Source organism: Rhodococcus koreensis, assembly GCF_017068375.1.
In the GTDB taxonomy this organism is placed as follows: domain Bacteria; phylum Actinomycetota; class Actinomycetes; order Mycobacteriales; family Mycobacteriaceae; genus Rhodococcus_F; species Rhodococcus_F koreensis.
The window spans coordinates 6,179,759-6,198,814 of the sequence record NZ_CP070609.1 but is presented as its reverse complement, the minus strand read 5'-3'; the positions used below and the strand labels follow the sequence as shown (position 1 = coordinate 6,198,814).

20 protein-coding genes are annotated in these 19,056 nt (G+C 67.6%); 13 read left to right on the top strand and 7 right to left on the bottom strand.

The features are described from left to right. The first annotated feature begins 46 nt into the window (after positions 1-46). The 7 genes from JWS14_RS28230 to JWS14_RS28200 all read left to right on the top strand — a co-directional run bounded on the left by JWS14_RS28230 (position 47) and on the right by JWS14_RS28200 (position 6,001). Positions 47-583, top strand: a complete 537-nt coding sequence (locus JWS14_RS28230; protein ID WP_206014889.1) for a hypothetical protein — start codon at positions 47-49, stop codon at positions 581-583. Positions 584-640: 57 nt separating this feature from the next. Further along, positions 641-847: a hypothetical protein gene (locus JWS14_RS28225; RefSeq protein ID WP_072947562.1), complete on the top strand. Its 207-nt coding sequence runs from the start codon at positions 641-643 to the stop codon at positions 845-847. Positions 848-878: 31 nt separating this feature from the next. Beyond that, on the top strand, positions 879-1,034 hold the full coding sequence (locus JWS14_RS28220) for a DUF6131 family protein (RefSeq protein WP_095863450.1): 156 nt from the start codon (positions 879-881) through the stop codon (positions 1,032-1,034). 105 nt (positions 1,035-1,139) lie between these two features. Next, a complete protein-coding gene (couH, locus tag JWS14_RS28215; protein ID WP_095863449.1) occupies positions 1,140-2,306 on the top strand; it encodes a dihydro-p-hydroxycinnamoy-CoA dehydrogenase in 1,167 nt (388 codons plus the stop codon). Between the two features lie 181 nt (positions 2,307-2,487). Continuing rightward, positions 2,488-3,816 carry a p-hydroxycinnamate MFS transporter gene (gene couT / locus JWS14_RS28210; RefSeq protein ID WP_072947565.1) on the top strand — a complete coding sequence of 443 codons (1,329 nt, stop codon included), beginning with the start codon at positions 2,488-2,490 and terminating at the stop codon, positions 3,814-3,816. 41 nt (positions 3,817-3,857) lie between these two features. Then, positions 3,858-5,396, top strand: coding sequence for a p-hydroxycinnamoyl-CoA synthetase (gene couL, locus JWS14_RS28205; protein WP_206014888.1), 1,539 nt, complete (start codon positions 3,858-3,860; stop codon positions 5,394-5,396). A 29-nt stretch (positions 5,397-5,425) separates the two neighbouring features. Further along, a complete protein-coding gene (locus tag JWS14_RS28200; protein WP_072947570.1) occupies positions 5,426-6,001 on the top strand; it encodes a DJ-1/PfpI family protein in 576 nt (191 codons plus the stop codon). A 43-nt stretch (positions 6,002-6,044) separates the two neighbouring features. On the opposite strand, the gene JWS14_RS28195 is transcribed toward JWS14_RS28200, so the two are convergent. From JWS14_RS28195 to couR, 5 genes are all read right to left on the bottom strand, one after another. Continuing rightward, on the bottom strand, positions 6,045-7,814 hold the full coding sequence (locus tag JWS14_RS28195) for a CocE/NonD family hydrolase (protein WP_206014887.1): 1,770 nt from the start codon (positions 7,812-7,814) through the stop codon (positions 6,045-6,047). Continuing rightward, positions 7,811-9,136: an MFS transporter gene (locus JWS14_RS28190; protein ID WP_072947575.1), complete on the bottom strand. Its 1,326-nt coding sequence runs from the start codon at positions 9,134-9,136 to the stop codon at positions 7,811-7,813. The genes JWS14_RS28195 and JWS14_RS28190 overlap by 4 nt, the downstream gene beginning before the upstream one ends. 176 nt (positions 9,137-9,312) lie before the next feature. Continuing rightward, on the bottom strand, positions 9,313-10,218 hold the full coding sequence (locus tag JWS14_RS28185) for a LysR family transcriptional regulator (protein WP_072947578.1): 906 nt from the start codon (positions 10,216-10,218) through the stop codon (positions 9,313-9,315). A 6-nt stretch (positions 10,219-10,224) separates the two neighbouring features. Next, complete coding sequence (locus tag JWS14_RS28180) at positions 10,225-10,701, bottom strand: DUF3237 domain-containing protein (RefSeq protein ID WP_072947580.1); 477 nt, start codon at positions 10,699-10,701, stop codon at positions 10,225-10,227. A gap of 6 nt (positions 10,702-10,707) precedes the next feature. Beyond that, complete coding sequence (gene couR, locus JWS14_RS28175; RefSeq protein ID WP_072947582.1) at positions 10,708-11,148, bottom strand: MarR family transcriptional repressor CouR; 441 nt, start codon at positions 11,146-11,148, stop codon at positions 10,708-10,710. Between the two features lie 114 nt (positions 11,149-11,262). On the opposite strand from couR, the gene couN reads away from it, so the two are divergent. From couN to couM, 3 genes are read left to right on the top strand one after another with little or no spacing between them, the layout of a single operon-like run. Further along, positions 11,263-12,174 carry a 4-hydroxyphenyl-beta-hydroxyacyl-CoA dehydrogenase gene (couN, locus tag JWS14_RS28170; RefSeq protein ID WP_206014886.1) on the top strand — a complete coding sequence of 304 codons (912 nt, stop codon included), beginning with the start codon at positions 11,263-11,265 and terminating at the stop codon, positions 12,172-12,174. Continuing rightward, complete coding sequence (gene couO, locus JWS14_RS28165) at positions 12,171-13,061, top strand: 4-hydroxyphenyl-beta-ketoacyl-CoA hydrolase (protein WP_206014885.1); 891 nt, start codon at positions 12,171-12,173, stop codon at positions 13,059-13,061. The genes couN and couO overlap by 4 nt, the downstream gene beginning before the upstream one ends. Before the next feature lie 10 nt (positions 13,062-13,071). Continuing rightward, a complete protein-coding gene (gene couM, locus JWS14_RS28160) occupies positions 13,072-13,551 on the top strand; it encodes a p-hydroxycinnamoyl-CoA hydratase (RefSeq protein ID WP_206014884.1) in 480 nt (159 codons plus the stop codon). A 69-nt stretch (positions 13,552-13,620) separates the two neighbouring features. On the opposite strand, the gene JWS14_RS28155 is transcribed toward couM, so the two are convergent. Continuing rightward, positions 13,621-13,797, bottom strand: coding sequence for a hypothetical protein (locus tag JWS14_RS28155; protein WP_167372172.1), 177 nt, complete (start codon positions 13,795-13,797; stop codon positions 13,621-13,623). Positions 13,798-14,140: 343 nt separating this feature from the next. Between JWS14_RS28155 and JWS14_RS28150 the strand changes: the two genes are divergently transcribed. The 3 genes from JWS14_RS28150 (at position 14,141) to JWS14_RS28140 (ending at position 17,985) form a co-directional block, all read left to right on the top strand. After that, a complete protein-coding gene (locus JWS14_RS28150; protein ID WP_072950414.1) occupies positions 14,141-14,905 on the top strand; it encodes a pirin family protein in 765 nt (254 codons plus the stop codon). Positions 14,906-14,996: 91 nt separating this feature from the next. Next, positions 14,997-15,959 carry an intradiol ring-cleavage dioxygenase gene (locus JWS14_RS28145; protein WP_206014883.1) on the top strand — a complete coding sequence of 321 codons (963 nt, stop codon included), beginning with the start codon at positions 14,997-14,999 and terminating at the stop codon, positions 15,957-15,959. Between the two features lie 76 nt (positions 15,960-16,035). Beyond that, positions 16,036-17,985 carry a M13 family metallopeptidase gene (locus tag JWS14_RS28140; RefSeq protein WP_206014882.1) on the top strand — a complete coding sequence of 650 codons (1,950 nt, stop codon included), beginning with the start codon at positions 16,036-16,038 and terminating at the stop codon, positions 17,983-17,985. Positions 17,986-17,990: 5 nt separating this feature from the next. Here the strand turns inward: JWS14_RS28140 and JWS14_RS28135 are convergent, their stop codons facing one another. Continuing rightward, positions 17,991-19,055 carry an ABC transporter ATP-binding protein gene (locus tag JWS14_RS28135; RefSeq protein WP_206014881.1) on the bottom strand — a complete coding sequence of 355 codons (1,065 nt, stop codon included), beginning with the start codon at positions 19,053-19,055 and terminating at the stop codon, positions 17,991-17,993. Position 19,056 lies beyond the last annotated feature (1 nt).

Genomic DNA, 19,056 nt, shown 5'->3' with positions numbered 1-19,056 from the left:
GTTTGCGGGCTGGGTACTTTAACAACACGACTGCTGGGAGTAGCCAATGGACACCATGACCATCATCTGGATCATCGTCGCGATCGTCGTCGTACTCGCCGTGGCCGCGCTGCTCATTGCGGCGTCACGCAAGCGCAACGAGCGCCGCCACCGGGAGGCCGACAGCATCCGCGCGAAGGCGCAGGAGCAGACGTCCGTCGTCGAGAAGCGCGAAGCGCTGGCGGAGGAGACTGCGGCCAATGCACGGAAGGCCCAGGCGGAGGCGGAGGCGAAGGCCGCCGAGGCCAAGCGACTACAGGTCGATGCGCAGACTCACCAGAACACGGCGACCACGTCTCGTGACGACCTGAAGCAGGAGTGGAAGAGGGCGGACGAGCTCGATCCCGAGGTCAAGACGACGGGTGCCGCCTCGAACGACGCCCGCACCACCGACGCCCGCACCACCGACGCCCGCACCACCGACGCCAGGGCCGCGGACGCCCGCACCACCGACGTCGGACCGGCCAACGCCCGGACCGACGGCACGAGCTCCACGAATACCCATGGAGCACACGCGAAGCCGACCGACACGTCGGCGACATAGCGTTCGGGTACGACAGGTTCACCGGCCCGGTGCCGGTGCCCACACGGGAGGTCGGAAATGCGTATCGGACGGCTCCTGTCGCTGATCGTGATCATCTGGCTGATCATCGGCGCCATCGCCGTGTTCCAGCGCGGCTATTTCAAGGACGCGCAGGCCGATTGCGCCAGCGCGGGAACGATCGCCGTCACCGTGATCGCCGGGCCGCTCAACTATGCGGGTGTCAACCCGAAGATCGATTGTGAAGTGCCGCAACCGAGTCAGTAGTTCCAAGCAGTCAACCGAAAGAGGGAAGACCGTGATCGTTCTCGGACTCATCCTGCTCGTCATCGGCCTCGTCACGGGGATCTCGATTCTCACGACGATCGGAATCATCCTCCTCGTCGTCGGCCTCGTACTTCTGCTGCTGGGCACGACGGGCCGCGCGGTCGGCGGGCGGAAGTACTGGTATTGACGTCGGCGACCGTCCCTAATCATTGACATTATCAATGATTGATAGATAGGTTCCTTTCGGGCATGCAGGCGTGCAATGCGCGCCTGCCGACGAAAGGAACCTTGCATGTCTCCGGTTGCACTGGAACGGACCATCTTCGACGCCGATCACGATGCGTTCCGGGACACGGTGCGCCGATTCGCCGAACGTGACGTCGCCCCACGCCTTCGCGAATGGGCCGATGCGGGGCAGGTCGATCGGGACGTCTACCGTCAGGCAGGCAAGCTCGGGCTCCTCGGGATCAATGTCGAGGAGCGATTCGCCGGTGGCGGAACCGACGACTTCCGTTTCAATGCCATCGTCATCGAGGAACTCTGCCGCGTCGGGGCGCCCGCCGTCGTGATGGGCCTGGCCGGCATCAACGACCTCGTCACGCCCTACCTCGCCTCGCTCGCGAACGAGGAGCAGAAGCACCGATTCCTGACACCCCTGTGCACCGGCGAGAAGATCGGGGCGATCGCCATGACCGAGCCGGGCGCGGGTAGCGACCTGGCCGCGATCTCCACGACCGCCGTCGTCGACGGCGACAACCTGGTCCTGAACGGGACCAAGATCTTCATCAGCAACGGCATGCTCGCCGACTTCGTGATCGTCGTGGCCAAGACGGATCCGGCCGCGGGCAAGAAGGGCATGAGCCTGCTGGTGGTCGAAGCCGGAATGGACGGATTCACCCGCAACGGCCCGCTGCACAAGGTCGGGCTGAGCGCCCAGGACACCGCCGAGCTCGTGTTCGACGACGTCCTCGTCCCCCGTGAGAACGTCCTCGGCGAACCGAACGCCGGCTTCGGCCACCTGCGCCACAATCTGCCTCAGGAGCGTCTCAGCGTGGCCGTCACGTCCATGGCGTCGATGCGCCGCACGTTCGACCAGGCCCTGACGTACAGCTGCGACCGCACGGCGTTCGGCCGGAGGGTGGCCGACTTCCAGGCCAACCGCTTCTACCTCGCGGAACTCGCCACCGAGATCGAGATCGCGCAGTGCTTCACGGACCGCTGCATCCTCGACGCCGCGCACGGCGCGCTCGACGAAGTGACCGCCGCGATGGCGAAATGGTGGATCACCGAGCTGCAGCAGCGGGTCGTCCAGCGGGCGGTCCAACTACACGGCGGCTACGGGTACATGCGCGAGTACGACGTCGCGCAGGACTACCTCGACTGCCGCGGCGGGCCGATCTACGCCGGCACCACCGAGATCATGAAGGAGATCATCGGGCGCAGGCTCACACGGTCCTGACGGGTCCGATTGCCCGCGTGAATGATTCACGCGAGCCGCGGCCCCGGCGGCCGTCTGCGACCACGACCCCCGAAGCGTTGGCAATCTCTTCCATTGACAACTTCAATGATTAATGTTTAATTGTGATCCGCGCTACACATGCGCTCCGCTCTGTTGTCCCACGCTCGGCCAAGGAGTATCGATGACGGTCACCGCCACCGCCGGCACCATGTCGGCCACCCGACGCAAGAAGGAAGTTCGCAGGGTGATCCTGTCGAGCTACCTGGGCAGCACCATCGAGTTCTACGACTTCCTGCTCTACGCCACCGCGGCGTCCCTCGTCTTCGGCCCGGTGTTCTTCGCCGGCCTGGACCCGCTCGCCGCGACCATCGCGTCGATGGGAACATTCGCCGCCGGCTACGTCGCACGCCCGCTGGGCGGAATCCTCTTCGGCCACTTCGGCGACACCGTCGGCCGGAAGGCGATGCTGCTGATCTCCATGACCGTCATGGGGATCGCCTCGTTCGCGATCGGGCTCATCCCCCCGCCGGAGATGATCGGATCCTGGGCGGCGGTGCTTCTCGTCCTCCTCCGCGTCTGCCAGGGACTCGCAGTCGGCGGCGAATGGGGTGGCGCAGCGCTGATGTCGCTCGAGCACGCCGAATCCGGCAAACGCGGCTTCGCCGCGGCGTTCACCAACGCGGGTGCGCCGACCGGTGCACTGCTCGGCACCCTCGCCCTGGCCGCCGTGTCCCTACTGCCCGACGAGCAGTTCCTGACGTGGGGCTGGCGCATCCCGTTCCTCATCTCGGCGCTCATGCTGGCCCTCGGCCTGTTCGTCCGGTCCAAGGTGTCGGAGAGCCCGCTGTTCACGGCGGCGCTGAAGGAATCGGCCCAGAAGGACACCACCCCGCCCATCGTCACCATCTTGAAGCGGCCACGCGCGGTCGTCGTGGCGTCGATGAGCTGCATCGCGAGCTTCGGAATGCAGACCGCGTTCACCACTTTCGCCATCACGTACGCCGTGTCGAGCGGCGCCCCGCGGTCCGACGCGCTACTGGCGTTCTCCTTCTGCCAGTTCTGTGCGATCTTCCTGGTTCTCGGATCGGCGCGGCTGTCCGACCGGATCGGCCGCCGACCGGTCATGCTCGCCGGTCTCGCGGCGATGATCCTCAGCGTCTACCCACTGTTCCTGCTGCTGGGCACGGGACAGTTCCCGTTCATCGCGCTCGCATTCGTCGGGTACACCCTCTGCCACTCGGCCACCTACGGGCCGATGGCCGCATTCATCTCCGAGCAGTTCGGCACCCGCGCGCGCTACACCGGGGCGTCGCTCGGATACCAGCTGGCCACGCTCGTCGGCGCGGGATTCACCCCCGTCATCCTGGCGTCACTGTTTGCGTCGTCCGGCAAGTCGATCGTCCCGGTCGGGCTGTTCGTCATCGCACTGTGCGTGGTCAGCGCCGTCTTCCTTGTCGCGACGAAGGAAAGCAAGGACAACGACCTGAGCGCAGACACCCCGTCTGCCTGACACGAGCCCGAGAGTAGTTTCGAAGAGAACGAGGAGTCACCATGGACAACGAAGGCATCGGCTCGTGGCTCGAGCGCCGCATCATCATGACGCCGGGGAACGAGGCGCTCGTCTTCGACGGACGAGCCGTCACCTACGAGGAGATGGCCCTGCGGACCCGCCGGCTCGCCCACGGCCTGCGCGCCCTCGGCGTCGGGAAGGGTGACTGCGTAGGCTTCTTCGGGTTCAACGACCCCGCGGCGCTCGAGGTGATGTTCGCGGCCGGGCTGCTCGGCGCCACGTATCTCCCACTCAATGCTCGTCTCACCGCCGAGGAAGCGCGCTACGTTCTCGGCGATTCACGCTGCACCACCGTGATCTTCGGAGATCAGCAGGCCGACGTCGCGCAGGAACTGGCGCAGTCGGAGTCCCCGGTCACCACCTGGATCGGGCTGACCGACTCGTGGTCCGCCCACACCTACGAGAGTGTGCGCGCCGGGCAGCCAGACACCCGCATCGACGAGCAGGTGGGTCTCGACGACCTGTCGGTGCTCATGTACTCGTCGGGCACCACCGGCGCACCGAAGGGCGTCATGCTCAGCCACGGAAACATGCTGTGGAACGCCATGAACCAGCTTCTCGCCCAGGACATGACGTCCAAGGAACGCACGCTGTCGGTGGCGCCGCTGTTCCACATCGGCGGTATCGGCGGAGCCGTCACACCGACCCTGCTGTCCGGGGGCACCGTCGTGCTGCTGCGCAAGTTCGACGCCGGCGCCGTCCTCGACACGATCGAGAAGGAACGCATCACCACGTTCTTCGCGGTCCCCACGATGATCCAGGAACTCTGGCACCACCCCCGGTTCGCGGGCGCCGACCTGTCCAGCCTGCGGGCCATCTGCGTCGCCGGGGCTCCCCTGCCCGAAGCGCTGATCTCGCCGTGGCAGGAACGCGGCGTCGCGATCGCGCAGGCGTACGGTCTGACGGAAACCGCGCCGTCGGTGACCATGCTGTCGGGGGACGACGTCCGCGCGAAGGTCGGATCGGCAGGCAAGCGAACGTTCTTCACCGACGTCGACGTCGTCCGCCCCGACGGGTCGAGCGCCGAACCGAACGAGATCGGTGAGATCGTCGCGAAGGGGCCGAACGTGATGCTCGGCTACCTGAATCAGCCCGAGGCGACCGACCGCACCATCGTGAACGGCTGGCTGCACACCGGCGACGCCGGCTACTTCGACGACGACGGCTTCCTCTTCATCTGCGACCGCTACAAGGACATGTACATCTCGGGCGGCGAGAACGTCTACCCCGCCGAGGTCGAGGCGGCGCTGCTGAAGCTGGACGGCGTCCGGGAGGCGGCGGTGATCGGCGTCCCGCACGAGAAGTGGGGCGAGACCGGCATGGCCTTCGTCGTCGCCGCCGACGGCACCGCCCTCGACGAGGACACGGTGCGCGCCCTGCTGCGAGAAAAGCTCGCGGGGTTCAAGATTCCCACGTTCATCCGGATCGCGGAGGGACTCCCCCGCACCGCGACGGGCAAGATCCGCAAACCCGACCTGCGAACCTCCGCCCGTGAGTACTTGTTAACGTCCCGCGGTTGACAAGTACTCACGGGCGGTAGCATTTCAGGGTGAAGCACATCGGGATCGTGTTGTTCGACGGCGTCGAGGAATTGGACGCCGTCGGACCGTGGGAGGTGCTGTCCGCGTGGACGCGGATGTACCCGGACGACGGCTACGCGGTGTTCTGCCTGTCCGCATCGGGTGGGAGTGTGCAGTGCGCCAAGGGGCTCGTCCTGGGCGCGCATCATTCCTACGCCGACGCCCCGCCGCTCGACGTCCTGATCCACCCGGGCGGCCAGGGCACGCGTCCGCAGCTGCTCGACGACGCCCATCTCGGCTGGGTCCGCAGGCTGCGCGCCGAGGTTCCGTTGATGGCCAGCGTGTGCACGGGTTCCCTGGTCTACGCGAAAGCCGGCCTGCTGAACGGCAGGCCGGCGACGACGCATTGGGCGTCACTGGGTTTGCTGGCGGAGATCGACCCGAGCATCGTCGTGCGGCCGGACGACCGGTTCGTCGACGACGGCGACGTGATCACCTCGGCCGGTGTGTCCGCGGGCATCGACATGGCTTTGCACCTCGTCGCCCGCTTCGCCGGAGCGGAGCGGGCGCGCGAGGTGCGTCGCTACATCCAGTATGAGCCGTGAGTACTTGTCAACGTCCCGCGGTTGACAAGTACTCACGGGTGCGTCAGCGCACGACCGGCAGCGACACCCTGCTGGGGTACCGTGCCCCGGTGTGCACGCGCTGGTGGGCGACCACGAATTCCGCTGATTCGTAGGCGGATTCGCCGGTGTTGAGGTTGCGGTCCCACCGCGGATGGTTGCTGGACGTCACCTGGACGCGGATCCGCTCACCGGGCTGGAACGTGACGGCCGTGGACCACAGGTCGATCGCGTACTCGTACACCTCCCCGGGCTCGAGCAGGCTCTGCTCGGCGGACGTGTACGCCCCAGGGGTTCGGTAGGAGTCGCGGTAGCGGGCCCGCACGATGCCGTCGGTGAGGGTGATCGACGTCCCGTCCGTCGTGACGCGGCACAGCCTGACGACGAAGTCGGTGTCGACGGCACTCGACGACGCGAACAGTGTCGCGGACACCCGGCCGATCACGGTCAACGGCTCGGTGAGGACCTCGCCGGTGAACACGAGGACGTCGTCGCGGGATTCGACCCGGCTCTGTTCCAGTGCGCCGGGTGCGAACGTTCCCGGCATCATCGTCGCCCCACCGACCGTCGGTACCGGATCCGCCGGGTCGTAGTCGTAGTCGACGCGACCTTCCATCTGCTCTGCTTCCGCGGCGAGGGTTCCACCGGGAGCGAGGAACAGGTCCGCGGTGCGGGTGGGCTCCGGGAAGCGGTCGTACGTCCGCCACCGGTTCTCCCCCATCACGAATATCCGGACCCGCGGCAGGTCGGGTTCCTCGTCGCCAAGCACCGCCGCGTACCACTGCGCGTGCACCGACGACAGGTCCTGACCCGAGTCGAGCACCGCCTGGTTGGCAGGACTGCCGAACACCACCGACCCACCCAGCCCGGAGAAGTTGGTGTGACTCCACGGACCCAGAATCAGGTACGGCGCGGGAGCCGCACCGGAATCGCTGTGGGCGAGTTGGCCGAAGTACTGGTCGAGGGTGCTGTTGACGAAGATGTCGTACCAGCCGCCGATGTGCAGCGTGGGGAGGTCGACGGCCCGGTCGCCGGCGCTGTCCCACAGGTCGCGGCTGGGGTGGTCGATCGGGAATCCGAGCGATTCGACGATCGGCGACGCGAAGAACGCGGGGGCATCGGCAGCCAGGTCGCGCAGGGGCAGGGCGTCGAAGTACGCGTCCTCGGACATCGCCCGATCGATCCGCGCCCACGACGCCCATTCGCGTTCTGCGCGTGCCGGATCCGTGCGGGACAGTTTCGCGATCTCGGCCGGCCCTGCCGACAGGTGCCCCCATCCGAGCCGGGCGCCGAATTCGACCGCGCCCCCGCGCACGAGCCCGCCGGACCGCGCGTTGCCGCCTGCCGAGATTCCCGGGGCGATGCCGCGCAGGGCGGGTGGCTTCTCCTGGCCTGCGCGCCACTGCGTTTCGGCGAAGTACGACCTTCCCCACATGCCGACGGCTCCGGTCGAGTACGGCAGTTCGGCGGCCCACTGCACGGTGTCGTAGCCGTCCGGGCCTTCGTTCTCGGACGGCACGAACTCACCGTCGGAGCCGAACCGGCCGCGGACGTCCTGCATGATCACCACGAATCCGCCGGCCGCGACCGTGGTGGGGTTGAGGTAGCCGGAGTTGACGGACAGGTCGCGGCCGTACGGGGTGCGGGTGAGCAGCACCGGGAAGCTGCCGCTGGTATTCGGGCGGTAGACGGTCGAGCGCAGGACGACGCCGTCCCGCATCGTCGCCTCGACATCGTTCTCGATCAGTACATCGTGTTTCACAGGTTCGGTCGCTTTCGACGGGAGGTGGGTCATTTGCCGAGGTCGGTGGTGCTGGTCCGGTAGGTTTCGCGGACCGTGAGGGTGGTGAGCGCGCTGACCAGGCAGCAGCCCGCGGTGAACGCGGCCACCGGTATCCAGCCGTCCGGTCCTGGCCGGACGAGGGTCGCGGCGATGGTGGGGGCGAATCCGGTGGCCACCAGGGCCAGCTGTCCGGAGATCGCCATGCCCGAGTACCGGATGCGCGTCTCGAACATCTCGGCGTACAGGGCGGGGCCGATGGCATTGACGAGCGAGTAGCCGACCACCATCACGATGCACGCGGTGATCAGGATCAGGACGGTCGAACGCTGGCTGATCGCCCAGAAGAACCCGGAGATGGAGACTGCGCAGACGAGGTTGCCGGTGATGAAGACCGGTTTGCGTCCGATCCGGTCGGCGAGGATCCCGGCGGCGGGTTGCGCGACGAGGGCGAGCGCGGCGGTGAGGACGGTGGCTCCCACCATGACGGTCCGGGACACACCGGCCTCGTGGGTGCCCCACGCGAGGGCGAAGGCGCTGAAGATGGTGGACACCACCGCGAACAGTCCGCAGCCCACGACCCGCAGCACGCTCGGCCAGTGGTCGCGGAAGATCACCTTCGCCGGCATCTCCGTCGGCCCGTCGGTGGACACGGCCTCCTCGAACACCTCGCTCTCGGGCAGCATCCGGCGGATCACGAGGCCGGCGAGTGCGACGAACATGCTGAGCAGGAACGGGATACGCCATCCCCAGTCGAGGAAGGCGTCCTCGGGCAGTCCGGAGAACACGAGGACCACCAGCGATGCCAGCAGCATGCCGGCGGCCGCACCGGTGTTCACCCAGCTCGCCGCGAGCGCGCGGCGGCCTGCGGGTGCGTGTTCGAGGGCCAGGGACGCCGCTCCCGCCGACTCGCCGGCCGCCGACGCGCCCTGGACGGCCCGGAGCAGGACCAGCAGGATCGGCGCCGCGACGCCGATCGCCCCGTAGGTGGGTAGGCAACCGATGAGGGACGTGGCCACGCCCATCATCACGAGCGTCACCACCAGCATCCGCTTGCGTCCGAGCGTGTCCCCGAAGTGCCCGAAGACGAGGGCCGCGAGCGGCCGGACGACGTACCCGATCCCGATGGTCGCCATCGACACGATGGTCCCCCAGAACGAACCGAGATCCGGGAAGAACAGGGTGTTGAACGCGAGCGCGGAGAAGGAGGCGTAGATGAAGAAGTCGTAGTACTCGAGTGTGCTGCCCACGAAGGAGGCCAGGGCGGCCCGGCGCGCGTGGGGCGACCGGGCGCTCGTGTCGGCGCGTGCGACGCGGCCGTCGAATGTGGAAGTCATGTGGTTCCTACCTGAAAGTGAAGGGCTTCCGGGAGTTCGGAGAGGCCTCGAGGTGGGGGCGACACCGGGGATCGGAAGTTGTCCAGGTCACATCCGTTGCCGCCGAGGGAGACTCTGCCAAAGAAACCGATCACCGTCCAAGAGCAGTATCGGCAGTGATTGATAACCGATCTTTATTACTCGTCGGAGACGGCGCCCGGCGTCGGCAGCACCTCGGCGGCGAGGTCGAGAACCGTCTGCACGACGGGCGACACGGGACGGTCCGACCAGGCCAGCGCCGCCCGGACTTCGAATCGACCGGCGTCGAGGGGGATCAGCACCACCCGGTTGGGATACGTCTGCACGTCACCGGGCACGAGCGCGACGCCGACCCCCGCCGCGACGAGGGCGGTCAGGACGATGCCGTCGGTGGTCTCCTGCACGATGTTCGGGGTGAACCCGGCATCCCGGCACGCGGCGAGCAGATCCCGGCGGAGCGTGGATCCGGTGGCGGCGGGATTCGCGACGAACGCCTCCTCGCGCAGTTCCGCGAGATCGATCGACTCCCGTTCGGCGAGTGGGTGATCGCTCGGGAGCAGCGCACTGAGGTACTCCACCGAGATCTGCCGCGTGAGCACGTGGGGGTGCGAGACCGCGTCCGACACGATCCCGAGGTCCAGTTGCCCCTCCCAGATCTCGTCGAGGATCTGCCCGCTCACCGTCGCCCCCTCGAGGACGAGGTCGATCAGGGGATACCGTCGGCGCACCGACCTTGCCAGAGAGGACAATTCGGTCTGCCCATAGGCCCCGCTGAAGCCGACCCGGACGCGGCCCTCGACCTTCGGATCCGCGATCACCGCGGCATCGACGGCGCGGTCGATGCCGGCGAGGGCGTCCTTGCACGGTTGCAGGAATCGCTCGCCCGCCGCGGTGAGCCGGACCGAGCGCGTGGTGCGGTCGAACAGTTTCACACCGAGACGCTTCTCGAGTTGCTGCACCTGCTGGCTCACCGCCGGTTGCGCAATGTGCAGCACCTCGGCGGCCCGGCCGTAGTTGAGTTCCTCGGCGACCGCCACGAACGACTTCATCCAGCGGATTTCCACGGCAGGTCAGTCCACCACGAACACCGTGAGACGGACCTCGCCGGGCAGTCGTTCGCCGGTGCCGACGAGGATCCGCGAGCGCAGCCACGACCACCGGCCCTCGGCGGCGGCGAGCCGCGGCGTGCAGCGGAAGTAGACACGCTCGGGCGGCACGGGCTCACCCGCGACCAGCCGGGCGATGTCTTCCGGGGTGCCCGAGCGAAGGCCGAAGTTGGTGACGTAGATCCGGTCGCCGTCGTCGGTCTCGATCGCGTACTTGGCCTCGAGTTCGGTGAGCGTGGGCGAGCTGAGCACCTGGAAGTCCGCCCCGACCGGCAACACGGTGCCGCGGAGTTCGGGGCCCTCGACGCGTCCCCCGACTATGGGGATGATGCGGCGGGTGCCTTCGGGTGTGGATCCGATCTCCACCGGATCGGCGACCTGCACGACAAACGTGGCGAGGAACGACAGGCCGGGCGGGGCCGGGGCGAGCAGGTCGGTCATCGTGCCCTACTCGGGATGTGCGGGAAAGGCGATGCTCTGCAATGTATCCCGCATCTGATTCACGACCGATTCGGGGATGCCCTCGAAATAGCGTCCGTGGGCGGCGTCGACGCGGGCCTTGGCATCGTCGCGGAGCCGCCTGCCCTCGTCGGTCGCGGCGATCAGTTTGTTGCGGCGGTCGGAGGGGTCGAGGGTGCGCACGACGAGTCCGCGTTCCTCGAGTTCGTCGACGAGCCCCACGATCTGGCTGGGGTCGAGGCCCATGGTGGCGGCCACTCCGCGCTGGTTGACGCCCTCGGCCTGCTCACACGCGAGCACCAGGACCGAATAGGACCGCACCCGCAGCCCCGTGGGAACGAGAGCCTTGTTCACCGAGCCCAGCACCATTCCGCCGACGCGCGAGAGCAGGAACCCGATGTCGTCCGATAACGCCTGCGCCTCTGCCATGCGACGACCCCCTTCCGATGAGTGTCGCTAGAGTAGCAGATCTTAATGATTGACTTTCTCAATCATCAATGATTACGTGTGATTCAGCGAACACGACCTTAGGAGAATCACGACATGGACCTCACCGACAAAGTCGCCGTCGTCACCGGCAGCGGACAGGGCCTCGGACTGGCCTACGCCAAGGACCTGGCACGCCACGGCGCCGCGGTCGTGATCAACGACGTCAACCAGGCCACCGCCGACGCCGCCGTCGCCGAGATCACCGCCGCGGGCGGGCGGGCCGTCGCCGTCGTCGCCCCGGTCGGCAGCACCGAGACCGCCCGGGCCCTCGTCACGGGCGCGGTCGACGCGTTCGGCCGCCTCGACGTCATGGTCACCAACGCCGGCATCCTCCGCGACAAGGTGCTGTGGAAGATGACCGACGACGACTTCGACGCCGTGGTGGGCGTGCACCTGCGCGGCACCTTCACGTGCGTCCGCGAGGCCGTCCTGAAGTTCCGCGAACAGTGCGACGGTGGTCGCATCATCTGCATCGGCTCCCCCGCCGGCCAGCGCGGCAACTTCGGGCAGACCAACTACTCCGGCGCCAAATCCGGCATCGTCGGCATGGTCCGCACGTGGGCGCTCGAACTGCAGCGCGCCGGCATCACCGCCAACGCCGTCTGCCCGGTCGCCGCGACCGCGATGACCGAGACCGTCCCGTTCCTCGCGCCCTACATCGAGGGCATGAAGAACGGTGAGCCGCTGCCCGACATCATCCGCCGCGAGGTGGGCATGGGCAGCCCCGACGACGCCGCGGGCATCATCTCGTTCCTCGCGTCCGACGCGGCAGCCGAGATCACCGGACAGGCGTTCGCCGTCGGTGGCGACCGCCTCGCACTGTGGTCGCACCCCGAACTCACCGCGGTCGAGTACCACGACGGTGGCTGGTCGGCCGACGACATCGCCGCACAGTGGACGGCCACGTTCGGCGAGTCCGTGCAGTCCGTCGGCGAGGAATTCCCCGAGGAGTTGATGGCCAAGTGAGCCGCTACGAGTACGGCATCGACTTCGACACGATCGACGCCATCGACATCCACACCCACGTCGAGATCGACGGCTGCGGACACCGGTCCCTCGACGACGAACTGATGGCCGCGTCCGAGAAATACTTCAAGTCCGGCGAGGAACGCACCCCGTCCATCGACGCGATCGCCGACCACTACCGGGCCCGCAACATGGCGGCGGTCGTGTTCACCGTCGACGCGGCTTCCGCCAGCGGACACGCCGCGAACTCCGTCGAGGAGATCGCCGAGGGCGCCGCCCGCCACAACGACGTCCTCATCCCGTTCGGCTCCGTCGACCCCTGGCAAGGCAAGGCCGCCGTCCGCCGCGTCCACCGCCTCGTCGACGACTTCGGCGTCAAGGGCTTCAAATTCCACCCCAGCATGCAGGGATTCGAGCCGAACGACCGCCGGTTCTACCCGCTCTACGACGCCATCACCGAGGCCGGGGTCCCCGCCCTGTTCCACACCGGCCAGACCGGCATCGGCGCCGGACTGCCCGGCGGCCACGGCATCAAACTGCGCTACTCCGACCCGATGCTCCTCGACGACGTCGCCGCCGACTTCCCCGACCTCACCGTGATCATGGCCCACCCGTCGGTGCCGTGGGTCGACGCGCAGATCTCCATCGCCACCCACAAGGCCAACGTCTTCATCGACCTGTCCGGATGGTCGCCGAAATACTTCCCGCCGCAGCTGGTCAAGGCCGCCAACAGCATGCTCCGCGGCAAGGTGCTGTTCGGGTCCGACTTCCCCGTCATCCAGGTCGACCGCTGGATCAAGGACTTCGAGAACCTCGACATCAAACCGGAGGTCGCACCGCTGATCTTCAAGCAGAACGCCCTGCGTGTTCTCGGTATCAAAGACTAGGAGCCCTGACATGAGCACCACCGCCGCCACCACCACCCGGGTCGCCACCCTCGCAGACCTCGCCGCACTCGAGGGCACGTCGCTGGGCACCAGCTCGTGGATCGACATCCCGCAGCAGCGAATCGACACGTTCGCCGACGCCACCGACGACCACCAGTGGATCCACGTCGACCCCGAACGCGCCCGGGCCGAGAGCCCGTTCGGCGGACCCATCGCCCACGGGTACCTCACGTTGTCGCTGATCATCCCCATGTGGGACGAGATCCTGACCGTCGACAGCGTCACCATGGCCGTCAACTACGGGCTGAACAAGGTCCGGTTCACCAACCCCGTGCCCGCCGAGGGACGCGTCCGGCTCAGCGCGGCGCTGCAGTCCCTCGAGGAACTGCCCAAGGGCGGCGTCCAGGTGACGGTCGCGGGGCAGATCGAACTCGAGGGCAGCGAGCGTCCCGCGGTAGTCGTCGAGGCCGTGTACCGCTTCTTCGAGTAGACCACCTGTGAGTACTTATTAACCGCCCGCGGTTAATAAGTACTCACAGGCGCCGAAGGCGCACCACCACTACTCGGGCGCCTGGTCGTCGGGCTCGACCTGCTCCGCCTGCTCGCGCTCGGACGCGTTGCCCGCGATTCCCTTCGCCTCGCGTTCGGCCGCGAGCCGGTCTTCCATGTCGTCGACGAGGTCTGCGATCCGCTGGTGTTCGGGGAGCTGATCGTGTCGATCCGGATTCGCCTTCATCACGCTCCTTCCGCCGGGTGCGACGTGCCGGAATCCTGCGACTCCTGGACGCACAATTCGAACTGTACGCCGCGGGCCCGGCAGAAGCGGGCATTCGTGGTGGTACAAACTGGACGGCCGTCTTTCACACTTTCCGGCCGTCGGCGAAACCCGTTGCCGAACAGCACCTTACGGAGCGTCGATCCTCCAATACCGCACTGCGCAACATCATTTCGGGATCGACTCGGGCACCTCCACCGCGACGAGCAGGCGATGAATTCGATGCACAATCGACACCGTCTCGCGAGTACCCGCAGCCGGCACCTCGTACTCTGGACCGGGTACCACCCGAAGGAGGACCGATATGCCAGCAGTCACCACACCTCACGTCTACGTTCATCGCGCCGGCGATCGGCTGAAAACCAAGATTTCCTGGTTGGATTCGAAGCACTCGTTCTCCTTCGGCCAGCACTACGACCCCGACAACACGCACCACGGACTGCTCCTCGTCAACAACGACGACACGGTGCTCCCCGGTCAGGGATTCGACACCCATCCACACAAGGACATGGAGATCGTCACCTGGGTGCTGCGCGGCTCGCTCGTCCACCAGGACTCGATCGGCCACTCCGGCATCATCTATCCCGGCCTTGCGCAACGCATGAGCGCAGGCAAGGGCATCATGCATTCCGAGAAGAACGACAGCTGGCGCCTCGCCGGCGAGCAGCACCACGAGCCGGTGCATTTCGTCCAGATGTGGGTGGTACCCGACGAACCCGGGCTCGCCCCGAGTTACGAGCAACTCGAGATCGAGGACGAAATCCTCAAAGGCGGGCTGGTGCCCGTTGCGTCCGGAATGCCGGAATACAAGGACAATTCGGCGATCCGGATCAACAACAAGCACGCGGCGCTGCACGTCGCGCGACTCTTCCCCGGCGCACCGGTGACCCTTCCCGAAGCGCCGTTCCTGCACGTGTTCGTCGCCCGGGGCACCGCGGAGATGGAGGGTGTCGGCACCCTGTACGAGGGCGACGCCGTCCGGTTGAGCGCCTCCGGTGGCCAGCAGATCTCCTCACACTCCGGCGCCGAGGTGCTCGTCTGGGAGATGCACGCCCGCCTCGGCGGCTGAGTTCCCAGCAAGTTCACAGCCGGGCGGAACGCCACGCGCAGGTTCGTGCGCCACGATCGAGGCACAGCCCGATCATGGAGAGGTACCCACAGTGAACAAGGACGTCGAGAAGAGCCGACTGCGCATCAGCCGCCGCCGCGCATTTGCGGTCGGGGGGACAGTGAGTCTGGGTGGGCTCATCGCCGCCTGCACCGGGAACGGGAGCAGCGGCACGTCGGCGTCGGCCACGCCGACCACGGCCGCGTCGAGTGCGACGACGACGAGCGGCGACGCGGTGACGGCCCTGCTCGACCAGGCGCCGCAGTGCGTGATGGCCGTCGAGGAGACGCAGGGACCGTACTGGTTCGACGTCGACTCCATCCGCAGCGACATCCGCGAAGACCGGCCGGGGACGAACCTGCAGCTCGCACTGCGGGTGCAGGACCTGACGAACTGTTCCGCGGACGGCTCCGCCGCGGTGGTGAGCAACGCCGTCGTGGAGATCTGGCACTGCGACGCGGGCGGCGTGTACTCCGGCTTCGAGTCGGGTTCGAAGGCCGCGGACCTCGGCGGCAACGGCGCGCCCGCCGGAGCACCGCCGGCAGGCGGGCCCGGCGACGGCGGCCAGCCCCCGGCCGGAGGTCCCGATGGACCCGGCGGCCCCGGCGGCGACATGTCCGGCGGTTCGGGTGAGACGTCCGACGGGTCCTACAGCGTCGGCGACAGCGAGGCCACCACCACGGACGACGGCACCTACCTGCGCGGCGCTCAGACGACGGACGCGAACGGCATCGCCCAGTTCACGACAATCTTCCCCGGCTGGTACACCGGCCGGACCACGCACATCCACCTCAAGGTGCACATCGACAAGAAGACGGTGCTCACCACCCAGCTGTACTTCGACGAGGCCCTGCTCGACGAGGTGTACGCGACGGCGCCGTACTCCGACCACACCGGACGGGAGAACAACGTGACCAACGCCACGGACGGCATCTACGACGACGCAGGCCTGCTGACGGTCGCCACGCAGTCGGACGGCTACCTCGCGGCGATCAACCTCGGCATCGACGTCTGACCGCTCCCCGGTCCTTTGTTTCGCCCTGAGCGCAGTGGTGGACCTGTCGGCGCGGAACGGTGTAAGGATGGAACGCATGACCACGGCTCAGCGCTCCGGCATCGACCTCACCCACCTCGACAGTGACACCCGCGCCCAGGACGACCTGTTCGTCCACGTGAACGGCAAGTGGATCGACGACTACGAGATTCCCGCGGATCGGGCGATCGACGGCGCGTTCCGCACGCTGTACGACAAGGCCGAGGTCGACGTCCAGAACATCATCGAGGAGGCGGCGGCCTCCGGCGCGGCCCCGGGGACCGACGCGCAGCGCATCGGCGATCTGTACGGCAGCTTCATGGACGCGGACGTCGTCGAGGCCGCGGGGCTCGCCCCGATCGCCGGCGAGCTCGCCGACGTGGCCTCGGCCGCCGACCTCTCCGCGCTCGCCGTCGTCATCGGCCGCCTGCAGCGCACGGGGGTCGGCGGCGCCGTCGGTCACTACGTCGACACGGACGCCAAGAACTCCGCGCGCTACCTCGTCCACTTCAGTCAGTCGGGCATCGGCCTGCCCGACGAGTCGTATTACCGCCAGGACGAGCACGCGGAGATTCGCGCGGCGTACGTGAAGCACATCGCGAAGATGTTCGCCCTCGCCCGTGTCGACTACGACGCGCAGCGCGTGTTCGACCTGGAAACCAAGATCGCGGCAGGTCATTGGGACGTCGTGAAGCGTCGCGACGCCGAACTGAGCTACAACCTGCTCACCCTCGACCAGCTGCCCGCCGGGTTGGACTGGTCTTCGTGGATCGGCGCGCTCGGCGGTACGTCCAAGCAGTTCGCCGAGATCGTGGTCCGCCAGCCCGACTACCTCACCACCCTGACCGGGCTGTGGACGTCCGAGGACCTCGACGACTGGAAGGCGTGGGCGACGTGGAACGTCATCCGCTCCCGCGCCCCGTACCTCACGCAGGCGCTGGTCGAGGAGAATTTCGCGTTCTACGGAAAGACGCTGACCGGTGCCGAGGAGATTCGTGAGCGCTGGAAGCGCGGCGTGTCCCTGGTCCAGGATCTGCTGGGCGAGGCCGTCGGCAAGCTGTACGTCGAGCGGCACTTCCCGGCGGACGCGAAGGCCCGCATGCAGGAACTCGTCGCGAATCTGCAGGAGGCGTACCGGCGCAACATCTCCGACCTGGACTGGATGAGCCCGGAGACCCGGCAGGCGGCGCTCCGCAAGCTGGAGAAGTTCACGCCGAAGATCGGGTACCCCGACAAGTGGCGCGACTACTCGGCCGTCACCATCTCCCGCGACGACCTGGTCGGCAACTACCGCAGCGGCTTTGCGGCGGAGTACGACCGCGATCTCGCGAAACTCGGCGGCCCGGTCGACCGCGACGAGTGGTTCATGACACCGCAGACGGTCAACGCCTACTACAACCCGGGCATGAACGAAATCGTCTTTCCCGCAGCCATTCTGCAGCCGCCGTTCTTCGACGCCGCAGCCGACGACGCCGCCAACTACGGTGGGATCGGCGCCGTCATCGGTCACGAGATCGGCCACGGCTTCGACGATCAGGGCGCCAAGTACGACGGCGACGGCAACATGATCGACTGGTGGACCGACGACGACCGGACCGAGTTCGGCAAGCGCACGAAGGCGCTGATCGAGCAGTACAACGCGTTCGAGCCGAAGGCGCTGCCCGGGCACACGGTGAACGGTGAGTTCACGATCGGGGAGAACATCGGCGACCTCGGTGGCCTGTCCATCGCCATCGCCGCGTACCGGATCGCGACGGACGGGTCCGAGCCGGAGGTCCTCGACGGCCTGACCGGGATCCAGCGGGTGTTCTTCGGCTGGGCGCAGGTGTGGCGCACCAAGGCCCGGGACGCGGAGGCGCTCCGCCGGCTCGCCGTCGACCCGCACTCGCCGCCGGAGTTCCGCTGCAACGGCGTGATCCGCAACCTGGACACGTTCCACGACGCGTTCGACGTCCAGCCCGGTGACGCCCTGTATCTGGATCCGGAGGAGCGCGTCAAGATCTGGTAGCGCGGCTACCGCAGACGGTCGCCCGTCGCCGCGGAGAAGAAGTACACCTCGCCGGGCTTCGGCTGCAGGTGCAACCTCTCCCCCGCGGCGACGGTGCGGGTGCGGTCGACCCGCACCACCACCTTCCCGGACGTGCCGGACGCGTACACGAACGACTCGGCGCCGAGTTCCTCGAGCAGGTCGGTCTCCACGGTGTACGAGTCCTTGCGCCACGACCCGACCAGCGTCCACGACTCCGGGCGCACTCCGACGATCACGGAGCCGTCCCCGATCGCCGAGTGCGGCACGGGAATACGCAGGTCGCCCAGTTCGGCGACGCCGTCCCGGATCGGGGTGTCCATGAGGTTCATGCCCGGGGAGCCGATGAACCCGGCGACGAACGTGTTGACCGGGTTGTCGTACAGATCGCGTGGCCGGGCGACCTGCTGGAGGCGGCCGGCCTGCATGACCGCCACCCGGTCGCCCATCGTCATGGCCTCCACCTGGTCGTGGGTGACGTACACGGTGGTCGTGCCGAGCCTGCGCTGCAGCCCCGCGATCTGCGAGCGGGTACTCACCCGCAGCGTGGCGTCGAGGTTGCTCAGCGGTTCGTCCATGCAGAACACCTTGGGGTGCCGCACGATGGCGCGGCCCATCGCGACCCGTTGACGTTGCCCGCCGGACAGTTTCGCCGGTTTGCGACCGAGCAGCGGTTCGAGTTCGAGCATCCGCGCCGCTTCCAGCACCCGCGCGGTGCGTTCCACCTTTCCGACGCCGGCGTTGCGGAGCGCGAACCCCATGTTGTCGGCGACGGTCATGTTCGGGTACAGCGCGTAACTCTGGAACACCATGGCTACGTCCCGCGCCCGCGGCGGCAGCGCGGTGACGTCGGCGCCGCCGATCTCGATGCGGCCGGCCTCGACGGCCTCGAGGCCGGCCAGCATCCGCAGGCTCGTCGACTTACCGCACCCGGACGGACCCACGAGAACGAGGAACTCGCCGTCCGCGATGTCGAGGTCCAGCCGATCGACCGCGGGTCGGTCGGCTCCGGAATAGCGGTGGGTGACACCCGCGAACTGCACGTTGGCCATG